Source organism: Streptomyces sp. NRRL F-2664, assembly GCF_000719345.1.
Lineage (GTDB): Bacteria > Actinomycetota > Actinomycetes > Streptomycetales > Streptomycetaceae > Streptomyces.
Genome location: NZ_JOFX01000035.1, coordinates 32,695 through 45,386, shown reverse-complemented (window position 1 = coordinate 45,386; position 12,692 = coordinate 32,695). Strand labels below are relative to the sequence as shown.

General features: G+C 73.8%; 15 protein-coding genes. 5 read left to right on the top strand and 10 right to left on the bottom strand.

The genetic code is table 11. The annotated features are described in order from the left end of the window. Window positions 1-31: 31 nt before the first annotated feature. Window positions 32-757 carry a transglycosylase family protein gene (locus IF89_RS0126305; RefSeq protein ID WP_078628525.1) on the bottom strand — a complete coding sequence of 242 codons (726 nt, stop codon included), beginning with the start codon at window positions 755-757 and terminating at the stop codon, window positions 32-34. A gap of 295 nt (window positions 758-1,052) precedes the next feature. Between IF89_RS0126305 and IF89_RS0126300 the strand changes: the two genes are divergently transcribed. Both IF89_RS0126300 and IF89_RS0126295 read left to right on the top strand, forming a co-directional pair. Then, the gene (locus tag IF89_RS0126300; RefSeq protein WP_030773003.1) at window positions 1,053-1,868 is read left to right on the top strand and encodes a hypothetical protein; all 816 of its coding nucleotides are present in this window, start codon (window positions 1,053-1,055) and stop codon (window positions 1,866-1,868) included. 209 nt (window positions 1,869-2,077) lie between these two features. Beyond that, window positions 2,078-2,467, top strand: coding sequence for a hypothetical protein (locus IF89_RS0126295; RefSeq protein ID WP_078628524.1), 390 nt, complete (start codon window positions 2,078-2,080; stop codon window positions 2,465-2,467). A 16-nt stretch (window positions 2,468-2,483) separates the two neighbouring features. Here IF89_RS0126295 and der read toward each other — a convergent pair whose 3' ends face one another. The 4 genes from der to IF89_RS0126275 form a co-directional block, all read right to left on the bottom strand. Continuing rightward, a complete protein-coding gene (der, locus tag IF89_RS0126290; RefSeq protein ID WP_030772992.1) occupies window positions 2,484-3,947 on the bottom strand; it encodes a ribosome biogenesis GTPase Der in 1,464 nt (487 codons plus the stop codon). 75 nt (window positions 3,948-4,022) lie between these two features. Beyond that, window positions 4,023-4,712: a lysophospholipid acyltransferase family protein gene (locus IF89_RS0126285; RefSeq protein ID WP_030772989.1), complete on the bottom strand. Its 690-nt coding sequence runs from the start codon at window positions 4,710-4,712 to the stop codon at window positions 4,023-4,025. Further along, complete coding sequence (gene cmk / locus IF89_RS0126280) at window positions 4,667-5,374, bottom strand: (d)CMP kinase (protein ID WP_030772986.1); 708 nt, start codon at window positions 5,372-5,374, stop codon at window positions 4,667-4,669. Before cmk ends, IF89_RS0126285 begins: the two co-directional genes overlap by 46 nt. 106 nt (window positions 5,375-5,480) lie before the next feature. Beyond that, window positions 5,481-6,569 (bottom strand): prephenate dehydrogenase, encoded by a 1,089-nt coding sequence (locus IF89_RS0126275; RefSeq protein WP_030772984.1) that lies wholly within the window; start codon window positions 6,567-6,569, stop codon window positions 5,481-5,483. Between the two features lie 166 nt (window positions 6,570-6,735). On the opposite strand from IF89_RS0126275, the gene IF89_RS0126270 reads away from it, so the two are divergent. The 3 genes from IF89_RS0126270 (at window position 6,736) to IF89_RS0126260 (ending at window position 8,404) form a co-directional block, all read left to right on the top strand. Further along, the gene (locus tag IF89_RS0126270) at window positions 6,736-7,077 is read left to right on the top strand and encodes a DUF952 domain-containing protein (RefSeq protein ID WP_030772981.1); all 342 of its coding nucleotides are present in this window, start codon (window positions 6,736-6,738) and stop codon (window positions 7,075-7,077) included. Window positions 7,078-7,159: 82 nt separating this feature from the next. After that, window positions 7,160-7,645, top strand: coding sequence for a Rieske (2Fe-2S) protein (locus IF89_RS0126265; RefSeq protein ID WP_030772978.1), 486 nt, complete (start codon window positions 7,160-7,162; stop codon window positions 7,643-7,645). Window positions 7,646-7,723: 78 nt separating this feature from the next. After that, window positions 7,724-8,404 (top strand): DNA polymerase beta superfamily protein, encoded by a 681-nt coding sequence (locus IF89_RS0126260; protein WP_030772974.1) that lies wholly within the window; start codon window positions 7,724-7,726, stop codon window positions 8,402-8,404. On the opposite strand, the gene IF89_RS0126255 is transcribed toward IF89_RS0126260, so the two are convergent. The 5 genes from IF89_RS0126255 to pnuC are packed head-to-tail and all read right to left on the bottom strand — an operon-like array spanning window position 8,393 to window position 12,586. Then, window positions 8,393-9,154 carry a DNA polymerase beta superfamily protein gene (locus IF89_RS0126255; RefSeq protein ID WP_030772971.1) on the bottom strand — a complete coding sequence of 254 codons (762 nt, stop codon included), beginning with the start codon at window positions 9,152-9,154 and terminating at the stop codon, window positions 8,393-8,395. The genes IF89_RS0126260 and IF89_RS0126255 overlap by 12 nt on opposite strands. Window positions 9,155-9,157: 3 nt before the next feature. Further along, window positions 9,158-10,168: an ADP-ribosylglycohydrolase family protein gene (locus IF89_RS0126250; RefSeq protein WP_030772968.1), complete on the bottom strand. Its 1,011-nt coding sequence runs from the start codon at window positions 10,166-10,168 to the stop codon at window positions 9,158-9,160. After that, window positions 10,165-10,905 carry an NUDIX hydrolase gene (locus tag IF89_RS0126245; RefSeq protein ID WP_030772965.1) on the bottom strand — a complete coding sequence of 247 codons (741 nt, stop codon included), beginning with the start codon at window positions 10,903-10,905 and terminating at the stop codon, window positions 10,165-10,167. The genes IF89_RS0126250 and IF89_RS0126245 overlap by 4 nt, the downstream gene beginning before the upstream one ends. Continuing rightward, the gene (locus IF89_RS0126240) at window positions 10,902-11,981 is read right to left on the bottom strand and encodes an AAA family ATPase (RefSeq protein WP_030772962.1); all 1,080 of its coding nucleotides are present in this window, start codon (window positions 11,979-11,981) and stop codon (window positions 10,902-10,904) included. The genes IF89_RS0126245 and IF89_RS0126240 overlap by 4 nt, the downstream gene beginning before the upstream one ends. After that, window positions 11,978-12,586: a nicotinamide riboside transporter PnuC gene (pnuC, locus tag IF89_RS0126235; RefSeq protein ID WP_030772958.1), complete on the bottom strand. Its 609-nt coding sequence runs from the start codon at window positions 12,584-12,586 to the stop codon at window positions 11,978-11,980. The genes IF89_RS0126240 and pnuC overlap by 4 nt, the downstream gene beginning before the upstream one ends. Window positions 12,587-12,692: the final 106 nt, after the last annotated feature.

Sequence of the window (12,692 nt, the reverse complement as noted above, 5' to 3'; positions counted from 1 at the left end):
GAGGGGCAGCCAGTAGGGCCCCCTCCGCCGGCTACGGCCCGGACACCGGCACCGGTGTCGGCCCCGCCACCGGCACGGACCCGGGGTTCGCCGGCGTCGGGGGTGCCGGCGCGGGCGACGGCTTCGCCGCCGGCACGGGCACCGGCTTCGCCGGCGGCGGGGGTGCGGGGTCCGGGAGGGACAGGAGGGCGCCGACCGCGAGCGTCGCCGGGTCGGGCCCGACCGTCTGCCGGTTGGCCTCGTACAGCGCCTGCCAGCCGCCCTTCACCCGGCGCTCGCGCGCGATCGTGGCGAGCGTGTCCCCGGCCCGTACGGTGTGCATCCGCCCGGCGAGCCCGTACCGCTTCGAGCACACCGGCCACGCGTTCCACCCCTGCGCGGCGAGGACCTCCTGCGCCACCGTGATCTGCTGTCCGCGGTCCGCCAGGTCGGCCCTCGGCGCATGGGCCAGGCCGCCGTACTCCTCCCACGTCGGCTGCCGGAACTGCAGCCCCCCGTAGAAGCCGTTGCCGGTGTTGACCGCCCACCGCCCGCCGCTCTCGCAGTCGGCCACGCAGTCCCAGGGCCATTCGCCGCCCGGTCCGCAGTCCCCCGGTCCGCTCCCGATCACGCCCGGCGAGCCGGGGTGCGCGGCCCCGGCCGGGCCCGGCGCGGGCGGCGGGGGTGCCGCGGCTGCCGCCCCCTGGGGCGGTACGAGCGCCAGCACGACGGCTGCTGCGGCGGCGCGGGCGGCCCGGGGGATCCGGTGGTGGGGCATCGGGTCACGCTACGCAGCACGCGCCCCCGCTCCCGGGGCCGCCACGCGGCACGGCGCCGCGCCCCACCCGGTCGGCCGACCGACCCCCGCCCCCAAACGGCCACACCCGACCGGCAACTGCGCACAACGCGACACCAGTTGCCACACATGTGAAGCCCCGGTCGCACGGTTCACCCTTCCGGGCGCCCGGTTCGAATCCGTTCCCTCAAATGGCGTGACCCCGGCAGCGGCTCCCGCGTTGTGCCCGGCGAGCCGGGAGCCTCCCGGACCCGCACCTATGCCGAGGAGCCATCCCGTGCCGCGCATGCTCGACGTCAGTGATGAGGTACGTGCCGAGATCGGCGACGAAGAAGCCGACAGGCTGCTCGTCGGCGACGACGCGCCGCGCAGTTACGACTGCACCTCCTGCCGCACCCCGGGCGACCCGGAGAACGAGCGCACCAGCACGGTGCTGTTCGTCGGCGAGGAGACCGCCGTCCTCGCCTTCGCCCACGCCGCCTGCATCCCCTCGCAGGTCGTCTCCGTCTCCGAGGAGCAGCTCCAGGGCGCGGTCCGCAGCATCACCGGCGACAGCCCGGCCTCCGTCACGGACGCGGGGGCCGCGGCCGCGCCGCAGAACGTGCCCGGCGGCCAGGCCGTCCTCGGCATCACCAGCGGCCTGGTGCTGATCGGCGGCGAACTGCACCCCGCCCTGGTCGTCGAGCCGACCGCGCCCATCGCCCGTCCGGGCAGCGACGGCCCCGGGGACGACTTCCTGCCGCTGCTGATCGAGCAGGGCTTCATCCCGGTGACCGACACGTCCGAGCTGCCCACCCTCCTCGGCGGCTGGTCGGTCCTGCTCGCCGCCGGTCAGCTGCACGCCGTGCTGCAGCCGGGCACCGAGGGCGGCGGCCAGGTCGCCTGGTGGCAGGCGCACCAGGCGCTGTCGGTCACCGACGGCTGGCGCACGGCGGTCCAGAAGACCCAGCGCGTGCTCCTCTACGCCGCCCCGGTGGGCTCCATCGGCCAGCAGCCGCGCGAGGACCTGCTGCGTGACGCGTTGGACAAGGCTGCCGCCGCGGGCAAGCTCGTGGCCGCCGCGATGCCGCTGGCGGGGACGCCCGGCGCCTGATCCGGAGCGGTACCGAGAGCGTCCGCCCGGCCCCCGTGGAGGGGGCCGGGCGGCGTGCGCCGGGGGTGTGCGGTCCGTCCCGCACACCCCCGGCGATCTGTGTTTCCTCCCCCGTCACCCCGCATCCGCAGCGCGCCGGTTTCGTTGGCTGATACGTGCATCCATACGACTCCTCCCGCGCCCCGTCCCATCCGAGCACCGTCCCCGCCATGCGTCCCGTACGGGAGCGGGACAGCTCCCCGGCCGTCTCGCACACCCCGATCTACGACACGCTGTACTCGGAGTACCTGCGCGCCTTCCGGGCCCTGCCGGGAGACCGTACGGGCGAGGAGGACCTCGGCTTCACGGCCTTCTCCTACGGGGGCGGCTACACGGTCGGCTCGTACGCCGGCGGCTGGAGCGGTTCCAGTCCCGCGTGGCAGCGGGCGGACGGCTGGCAGCCCTCCTGCGGCCCGCAGGCCCCGTCCCCGACGCAGCCCCAGAGCCAGCCCGCCTACTCCTACGCCGGAGGCTCCGGATACGCCGAAGGGCGGCAGCACCAGACCGGGATGACGCACATCCCGGCGGCCCTGCCGCCCGCTCCGCGCCGGGGCTACTGACCCCGGACCGCCGCTGCTACTTCTTCTTCTTGTACTGGGCGCCGCGCTTCTCGCGCACCCGCACCGACATGTGGATCGGGGTGCCCTCGAAGCCGAACTCCTCGCGCAGGCGGCGCTCGATGAAGCGCCGGTAACCGTGCTCCAGGAAGCCCGAGGCGAACAGGACGAACCGCGGCGGCTTGCTCCCCGCCTGGGTACCGAACAGGATGCGGGGCTGCTTGCCGCCGCGGATCGGGTGCGGGTGGGCGGCGACGACCTCGCCGAGGAAGGCGTTCAGCCGGCCGGTGGGGACGCGCGTCTCCCAGCCGGCGAGGGCGGTCTCGATCGCCGGGACCAGCTTCTCCATGTGGCGGCCGGTGAGCGCGGAGACGTTCACGCGGGGGGCCCAGGAGACCTGCTGCATCTCGGTCTCGATCTCGCGCTCGAGGTAGTAGCGGCGCTCCTCGTCGAGCTCGTCCCACTTGTTGTAGGCGATCACGATCGCGCGGCCGGCATCGACGGCCATGGTGATGATGCGCTGGTCCTGGACGCTGATGGTCTCGGTGGTGTCGATCAGGATGACGGCCACCTCGGCCTTCTCCACGGCCGCCGCGGTGCGCAGCGAGGCGTAGTAGTCGGCTCCCTGCTGGAGGTGGACCTTCTTGCGGATGCCGGCGGTGTCGACGAACTTCCAGGTGACGCCACCGAGCTCGATGAGCTCGTCGACCGGGTCGCGGGTGGTGCCGGCCAGCTCGTTGACGACGACCCGGTTCTCCTTCGCGACCTTGTTGAGCAGCGAGGACTTGCCGACGTTCGGGCGGCCGATGAGCGCGATGCGGCGCGGGCCGCCCGGCGCGACCCCGCCGAAGGTCTGCTCGGGGGCCTCGGGCAGGACGTCGAGGACGGCGTCGAGCATGTCGCCGGTGCCGCGGCCGTGCAGCGAGGAGACGGGGTGCGGCATGCCGAGGCCCAGGGACCACAGGGAGGCCGCGTCGGCCTCGCCGCTCTGGCCGTCGACCTTGTTGGCGCACAGGACGACGGGCTTCTTCGCCTTGCGGAGCAGCTTGACGACGGCCTCGTCGCTGTCGGTGGCGCCGACCTTGGCGTCCACGACGAAGACGACCGCGTCGGCGGTCTCGATGGCGTACTCGGCCTGGGCGGCGACGGCCGCGTCGATGCCGAGGACGTCCTGCTCCCAGCCGCCGGTGTCGACGACCTTGAAGCGCCGGCCGGCCCATTCGGCCTCGTAGGTGACGCGGTCGCGGGTGACGCCGGGCTTGTCCTCGACGACCGCCTCGCGGCGGCCGATGATGCGGTTCACCAGGGTCGACTTGCCGACGTTGGGGCGGCCCACGACGGCGAGGACGGGCAGTGGGCCGTGGCCCGCCTCCTCGATGGCACCTTCGACCTCTTCGAGGTCGAAGCCCTCTTCCGCGGCGAGCTCCATGAACTCCGCGTACTCGGCATCGCCAAGCGCTCCGTGGTCGTGCTGGTCGTTCATGAAGTCCGTTCCTCGTCGTTCGTGGTGATCGGTGGTGCCCGCGCAGCGCGGTTCCACTACTGGGTCAAGTCTCGCTCAGCGCCCGGTCAGGCGCTTGGCGTCGGCCAGGTGGGCGGTCAGCCGGTCCTGGATGCGTACGGTGGCCAGGTCCAGCGCGGTACGGGTACGGCGGCCACTGCCGTCCCCGGCGTCGAAGGCCGAGCCGAAGACGACGTCGACCCGGCTCTTGAAGGGTGGCAGCCCGGGGACCAGCCTGCCACGGTCCTCGGCGCTGCCGAGGACGGCGACGGGCACGATGGGCGCGCCGCTGCGGACCGCGAAGTACGCGAGGCCCGCGCGCAGCGAGGCGAAGTCGCCCTCGCCCCTGGTGCCCTCGGGGAAGATCCCGAGGGCCCCGCCCTGGTCGAGCACGGCGAGGGCGCGGCCTATCGCCGCCCGGTCGGCGCCGGAGCGGTCGACCTTGACCTGTCCGATGCCGTCCAGGAAGGGGCCGAGCGGGCCCACGTACGCTTCCTTCTTGATCAGGAAGTGCAGGGGGCGGGGCGCGGTGCCCATCACCATGGGGCCGTCTATGTTGTGCGTGTGGTTCACGGCGAGGATGACGGGGCCCGAGGCGGGCACCTTCCAGGCGCCCAGGACGCGCGGCTTCCACAGCCCGTACATGAGGCCGATGCCGATGCGCCTGCCGACCGCCGCACCCTTGAGGGAGGGCGTTCGGCTCACGTGCGGACCGCCCGCTTCTCCTCGACGAGGGTGACGACGCACTCGATCACCTGGTCGAGCGTGAGCTCGGTGGTGTCCACCTCGACGGCGTCGTCGGCCTTGGCCAGCGGCGAGGTCTTGCGACCGGAGTCGGCGGCGTCGCGCTTGATCAGCGCGGCCTTGGTGGCCGCGAGGTCGGCGGCCTCCTTGCCGCGGAGCTCGCCGCTGCGCCGGGCGGCGCGCGCCTCGGCGGAGGCCGTCAGGAAGATCTTGAGGTCGGCGTCGGGCAGGACGGTGGTGCCGATGTCCCGGCCCTCGACGACGATCCCGTCCGCGTCCCGGGCCGCCTCGGCGGCGATGGAGCGCTGGAGCTCGGTGATCAGCGTGCGCACCTCGGGGACGGCGCTGACGGCGCTGACCCTGGAGGTGACCTCCTGGGTGCGGATGGGAGCTGCGGCGTCGAGGCCGTCCACGGTGATGGTGGGGGCGGCCGGGTCGGTGCCGGACACGATGGTGGGCTTGCCGGCGGCGACGGCGACGGCCTGCGCGTCGTCGGTGTCGACCCCGTTGGAGATCATCCACCAGGTGATGGCCCGGTACTGGGCACCGGTGTCCAGGTAGCGCAGCCCGAGCTTGGCGGCCACGGCCTTGGAGGTGCTGGACTTGCCCGTGCCGGAGGGACCGTCGATGGCGACGATCACGGCGGACGGAGCGGCGGTTTCCACGGTGCGGGCACCTTCCTGGTTGCGCGTACGTGTCCGGGCGCGGCAAAGCGCCCCTCTCCAAGGTTACCGGGCCCCGGCACCCCCCGGCCCCGCCCGCGCTTTCCGGCTACCGGCTGCGCAGCGCCCAGCCCCGTTCCCGCAGCTCGGCGGTGAGCCCGGCCACGGACCGCGGCTCCACCATGAGCTGGACCAGACCGGCCTGCTGGCCCGTGGCGTGCTCGATCCGCACGTCCTCGATGTTGACCCCGGCACGGCCCGCGTCGGCGAAGATCCGCGCCAGCTCGCCCGGCTGGTCGCTGATGAGGACGGCCACCGTCTCGTAGACCGTGGGTGCCGCTCCGTGCTTGCCCGGGACGCGGACCCGGCCGGCGTTGCCGCGGCGCAGGACGTCCTCGATGCCCGCGGCCCCGCCGCGCCGCTTCTCGACGTCGGCGGACTGCAGGCTGCGCAGCGCGTCGACGGTCTCCTCCAGGTCCGCCGCGATCCCGGCGAGGACGTCGGCGACCGGCCCCGGATTGGCGGAGAGGATCTCCACCCACATCCGCGGGTCGGAGGCCGCGATCCGCGTCACGTCGCGGATGCCCTGCCCGCAGAGCCGTACGGCGCTCTCGTCGGCCTCTTCCAGGCGGGCGGCGACCATGCTGGAGACGAGCTGCGGGGTGTGCGAGACGAGGGCGACGGCCCGGTCGTGCGCGTCCGCGTCCATCACCACCGGCACGGCGCGGGACAGGGCGACGAGTTCCAGGGCGAGGTTGAGCACCTCGTGGTCGGTGTCACGGGTCGGGGTGAGCACCCAGGGCCGTCCCTCGAAGAGGTCGGCGGTCGCGGCGAGCGGCCCCGACTGCTCCTTGCCCGCCATCGGGTGCGTGCCGATGTAGGCGGTGGCGTCGACGCCGAGGGCGGCCAGTTCCCGCCGCGGCCCGCCCTTGACGCTGGCCACGTCGACGTAGGCGCGGGCCGCGCCGCGGCCCATCAGGTCGGCCAGGGTCGCGGCCACGTGGGCGGGCGGGACGGCGACGATCGCCAGGTCGACCTGCTCCTGCGGGGGCTCGTCGGTGCCGGCTCCGAGGGCGGCGGCCGTGCGGACCCGGTCGGGGTCATGGTCGGCGAGGTGCACGGTGACCCCGCGGGCCGTGAGCGCGAGCGCGGCGGAGGTGCCGATCAGTCCGGTTCCGATGACGACGGCGGTTCTCACGGGGGCTCCACGGGTACGTGACGACAGGTTCTGACTCAGGGTAGCCAGACGGTACGCAACGGGGACCCGGCCGACCGCCCTGTGGGACGGCGGCCGGGCCCGCGCACGGACGACGGTCCGGTGCTTCCTCCCCCCGGCACCGCCCCCCTGCGGTAGAACGATCGGCATGATCTTCCACATCGTCCCGCTCGCCGACTGGACCGCCGCGCCGGAGCGCCCGTACGCCCCGCCGTCGCTGGACTCCGAGGGGTTCGTGCACTGCTCGGCGGACCGTGCGACGGCCCTGGGCATCGCCGACGCGCACTACCGCGCACAGCCGGGGACCCTGCTCGCGGTCGAGCTCGACGAGGACGTGCTGACCGCGGAGGTCCGCCGGGAAGGTGATTCCGGCGACCGTTTCCCCCATGTTTTCGGTCCGCTGAACCGGGACGCCGTGATCCGCGTGTGGGAGGTCGTACGCACACCTGGCGCACCCGCCTCACTGGCACCGTGGCAGCGAAGCTCGTGATTCGGGCGCGGCAGGCTTCTCCTGGGGCCCGCCGCACGTCAGGATGCTGCACGCCGATCCGCCACACAGCGAGGAGAGACTGATGAGCGATCCCACGCAGACCGTCCGGCGCAAGGTACTGGTGGCCGGCGCCGCCGCCCTGGCCGGCGGTGCGCTCACCGCCTGCGGTGGTGGCGGCGACGGCGGGAACACCGCGTCCGGCGAGCCGAACGGCGCCGCCACCCCGCCGCCCGGCTCCGCACCGGCCGCGACGCCCTCGGCGGGCGGCGCGGCCGGCGGGAAGGCCATCGCCAAGGCGGCGGACGTACCCGTGGGCGGCGGCAAGGTCCTCAAGGAGGAGAAGCTCGTCATCACGCAGCCCACGAAGGGCTCCTTCCGCTGCTTCACCGCGGTCTGCCCCCACCAGGGCTGCCTGGTGACCAAGGTGGAGGACAACACGATCGACTGCCCCTGCCACAACAGCGAGTTCAAGGCCACCGACGGTGCGGTGATCAAGGGGCCGGCCACCAAGGGGCTGGCCGAGAAGAAGATCACGGTCGCGGCGGACGGCAACATCACGCTCGCGTAGCGGGAGCGGTGCTCGCCGCCCTGCCGGCCTGCGAAAACAGCTCGGCAGGGCGGGCGTGCGCCGTCGTAGGCTTCCGGGATGGACGATCTGACGCTGGTACGGGACCACACGGTCTACCGGTGCGTGATGGGTTCCCGGGCGTTCGGGCTCGCGACGGAGACCAGCGACACCGACCTGCGCGGGGTCTATCTCGCGCCGACCCCGCTGTTCTGGCGGTTGGAGAAGCCGCCCCGCCACGTCGAGGGGCCCCGGGAGGAGGAGTTCTCCTGGGAGCTGGAACGCTTCTGCGAACTCGCCCTGCGGGCCAACCCGAACATCCTGGAGTGCCTGCACTCCCCCCTGGTGGACCACCTCACACCGGTCGGCGAGGAACTGCTCGCGCTGCGCGGGGCCTTCCTGTCCCGCCGCGCCCACACCAGCTTCGGCCGGTACGCGGCCTCCCAGCACGGCAAGCTCGTCGCGGACGTCCGCGTCCACGGGGCGCCGCGCTGGAAGCACGCCATGCACCTGCTGCGGCTGCTGCTGTCCTGCCGCGACCTGCTGCGCACGGGGGTCCTGGACGTCCACGCGGGCCCGTACCGCGACCGCCTCCTCGCGGTGCGCCGCGGTGAGCTGTCCTGGGACGAGGTGGACGCCTGGATGACCGCGCTGCAGGAGGAGACGGACGGGGCCCTGGCCGGCACTCCCCTGCCGGAGGAGCCGGACCGTGCCCGGGTGGAGGACTTCCTCGTCCGCACCCGTCGCGCGTCAGCCGTGTAGGGTCCGGCGCCGCCGGACGACGTACGCGTCCAGCGCGTCGTACGCCGACCCCTGCTCGGGGAGCGCGGTGGCCGCCTGCGCGGCGTCCAGCACCGCGTGCAGCGCCTCGAAGTCCTCCCGCACCGCGGTGACGGGCGGGCCCTCGTAGCCGCCGTGCTCGGCCGCGACCTTGGCCTCGATCAGGGCGCCGAGGTAGGCGGGCGCCTCCGGCACCTCGGTCAGCAGCGTCGGCAGGTGGGCCTGCACCTCGGCCGACCGCATGAGGTGGATGCCGGTGAGCAGTGCCCGGAAGGCGTAGAGCAGCGGCTTGAGTTCGGCGGCCTTGTCGAAGAGCCGCCACTGGGTGTTGGCGAAGCCCCGGTAGTGGTGGGCGTGGTGGGAGGTCAGGACCGCGGGGGCCAGGGCGACGAGTTCCTCGTGGGCCGGTGTCGTGTGGACCACCAGCGGGGAGAGCAGCTGCTCCAGCACGTAGCCGTTGCGGTTGAGCATGAGGCGGACGAACTTGCGCAGGTCGTGCGTGACGAGGTCCATCTCCACGTCGTCACGGTCCCACATGCGGGTGCGGGTCTCCTCGGGCTCGCGCAGGCCCAGGAGGTCCTCCGCCGGGAGCAGGTGCGCCCCGCGCAGGTCGATGTCGGAGTCCCGCGAGGGGAAGCCGTACAGGTGCGCGCCCGACACCGTGGCGAAGAGCAGCGGGTCGGGCTGCTCGGCCACGACGGGGGCCAGGTCGATACTCAGGGCGTCCAGCATGGATCAAGCATCCCAGAGGGCGCCGAAGGCCAGGAGTTCGTCCCGGTACTCGATGCGGCCCTCCCAGTCGTGCGGCCAGGCGTCCGCCCCGAGGTGGGCTCCGGCGAAGGCGCCGGCGAGGCAGGCGAGGGAGTCGGAGTCGCCCCGGGTGCAGGCGGCGCGGCGCAGGGCGGTCAGCGGCTCGTCCGGGAAGAGGAGGAAGCACTGCAGGGCGGTGGCGAGGGCCTCCTCGGCGATCCAGCCGTCACCGGTGGTCTGGCAGGGGTCGGTCTCCGGGGACGGGGAGCGCAGGGCGGCCGTGAGCCGGTCCAGCACCGCCAGGCACTCGTCCCAGCCGCGGGCGATGAAGGACTCGGGCGTGGCGTCGGAGGCGGTCCGCGCCCACAGGTCGCCGAGCCAGCGCTCGTGGTAGCGGGTGCGGTTCTCCAGGGCGTACGAGCGCAGCCGTCCGACGAGGCCGGTCACCTCGGTGCCGGCGGCCAGCAGGTGCACCGCCCGCGCCGTCAGGTCGGAGGCGGCGAGCGCCGTGGGGTGGCCATGGGTGAGGGCGGACTGGAGCTGGGCGGCGCCGGCCCGTTCCTCGTCGGTCCAGCCGGGGACGAGGCCGACGGGGGCCACGCGCATGTTCGCACCGCAGCCCTTGGAGCCGGTCCGGCTGGCGTCGCGCCAGTCGCGCTGCGGGTCGTTCAGCAGGTCGCAGGCCTGCAGGCAGGTGTTGCCGGGCGCCCGGTTGTTCTCCGGCGAGTGGTACCAGTCGACGAACTCCTCCCGGACGGGCCGGGTCAGCCGCTGCGGCTCCACCGGGCCGCGGTCGGCGGCGGTCCGTATGCCGCGCGCCAGGGCGAGGGTCATCTGGGTGTCGTCCGTGACGATCGCCGGGCGGGGAAGGCGCATCTCGCGCCACGGGCCGGTCTTCGCGAGGATCGAGGGAACATCATTGAACTCGGTCGGGTAGCCCAGGGCGTCGCCCAGGGCCAGGCCGACCAGCGCGCCGGTCGCGGCTCGCTTCGTCATCGGGTGGGTCCTTCCGGTCGGAGCAGCGGTGGGTGGAGGGCGGTCGCGGGGCCGGCCCGGTAGAGGGCGGCCGGTTTGCCGCGGCCGCCGGTGAGCCGGGCGGCGCCCGGCACGGCCTCGACGAAGCCGGGTGTCGTCAGGACCTTGCGGCGGAAGTTGGGGCGGTCGAGGACGGTGTCCCAGACGGTCTCGTACACGGCCAGCAGCTCCCCGAGCGTGAACTCGGGCGGGCAGAAGGCGGTGGCCAGGCAGGTGTACTCCAGCTTCGAGCGGATCCGCTCGCGTGCGTCGGCCAGGATCACCGCGTGGTCGAAGGCCAGGTCCGGGGCCTGCGCGAGGGGCAGCCAGCGGGCCTGCGCCGCGTCCCCGCCGCCGTCCGCGGCCGGTTCGGGCAGGCCGGGCACGAGGGCGGTGAAGGCCACCGAGACGACCCGCATCCGGGGGTCCCGGTCGGGCTCGCTGTAGGTGCGCAGCTGTTCCAGGTGCAGGGCCGCCACGACCTGCCCGGGCAGGCCGGTCTCCTCGGCCAGTTCGCGCCGGGCGGCGGTCTCCGCGGACTCCCGCGGCAGGACGAACCCGCCGGGCAGCGCCCAGGAACCCGCGTACGGCTCCTGGCCGCGCCGGATGAGCAGCACGTGCAGGGCGCCGCCGCGCACGGTGAACACGGCGAGGTCGACGGTCACCGCGAACGGCTCGAAGGCGTACGGGTCATAGCCCGGGTCCACCGCCCCGCTCATCGGTTCTCCGGGAGGGGGGCGGCGAAGTGCCAGCCCTCGGCGAGGAGTTCGTCCACGGCCGCCACGGCGGTGGCCAGCCGCTCCCGCCGGTCACCGCGCACGGACAGGAAGCGCCGTCCGGTGGCCTCCAGCTCCTCGCGGAACCGCCGGGTCATCCAGGGCCTGAGCTCGGGTCCCTCGCGCAGCCCGTCGTCCTCGAAGGGCACGTCGGCGTCCTCGGTGAGCAGGTACAGGTCCCGGCGCGTGCGCGCGGCGATCCGTTCGACCTCGGCGTTGCGGCCGCCCATGTACCGCTCGTGCCAGATGCCGGTGGCGAAGGAGTCGGTGTCGCAGACCAGCACCGGGGATCCAGCCCGGGCCGCCCGCTCCTCCGCCTCGTCCTGACGGCGGGCGATCACGGGGAACTCCTCCGAGGTGAAGGAGACGTCCGCCCAGGTGGCGCCAGGGTCCGCGGCGCGGGCCGCGGCGAGCTTCTCCTCGCTGTAGCGGCGTCCGTACTCCTCGACCCAGCCGGTGGCCGCCCAGACACCGCCGCGCGCCCGCAGGTGCGCGGCCAGGTCCCGCGACAGCGTGGTCGTGCCGGTGGACTCGGCGCCCAGGACGACGACCCGGCGGGCGAGGCGGGCGCGCACGGCCGGGCCGAGGTAGTCCCAGCAGGCGGCCGGGTCGGCCCGCACGGCGGTCCCGGAGACCGGGAAGAGGCTCCGTGCGGGATCGACGCAGACCTCCTCGGCGCCGAACCTGCGGGCGAGTTCGGTGCCGTACTCCTCGGAGGTGAAGACGGCGTCGACGGGCCGGCCGACGGCGGCCCGGAAGATCGCCATGTGGGCCTCCCAGACGTCCGGGTCGTGCAGGTCGACGGGGATGTCGTCGACGGCGCCGACGACGTCCGCCTCCGGATGGGCCTCCCGCATCCAGGCGACGCGGTCGGCGAGGGGCACCGACTCCACGGAGGCGGCGCAGACCAGGACGGTGAGCCGCTCGCAGCGGTCCTGGGCGGTGCGCACCAGGTGGTGGTGGCCGGCGTGCGGCGGGTAGAACTTGCCGAGCACCAGCCCGTGTCCGAAGCGCCTCATGCCGTCGCCTCCAGGGCGGTGGGGGCGGTGCGCGCCGCGAGCGTGCGGTGCCAGCTGCGCAGGCCCGCGACGCAGAGCGCGAGGAAGCCGAGGTAGAGCAGGGCGGTGAGGTGCAGCCCCTTGTGGACGTACAGGGGGATGTAGAGGAGGTCGGCGGCGATCCACAGCCACCAGGACTCGACGAGCTTGCGGCACTGGCCGTAGGTCGCCGCGAGGGAGAGCGCGGTGGTGGACGCGTCCCAGAGGGGGACGGTCGAGTCGGTGGCCCGGGCGAGCAGGAGGGTCAGGGCGAGGGTCCCCGCCGCCCCCGCCGCGGCCAGCCAGAGCCATTCGGTGCGCGTGGTGCGGCGCACCGGCAGGGCTCCCGCGGTTCCTGGTCCACCCCCGTGGGTCCAGGACCACCAGCCGTACGCGGCGAGGGCGATGAAGACGATCTGGAGGCCCGCGTCGGCGTAGAGGCCGGCCTGGGCGAAGAGCACGATGAAGAAGATGTTGTTGGCGATGCCGATCGGCCAGTTGGCGATGTGCTGACGGGCCACCAGCCAGACGCACAGGGCGCCCGTGGCGAAGCCGAGCGCCTCGGTCCAGCTCAAGGTCCAGTTCATGCCCGGCCCCCACTTCCTTTAATAGTCACAGTGACTATAAACAGGGGTGGCGGGTCGGGGCAAGGGAAAAGCCCGCAGCGCCGAAGGCACTGCGGGCTTTTCGTCA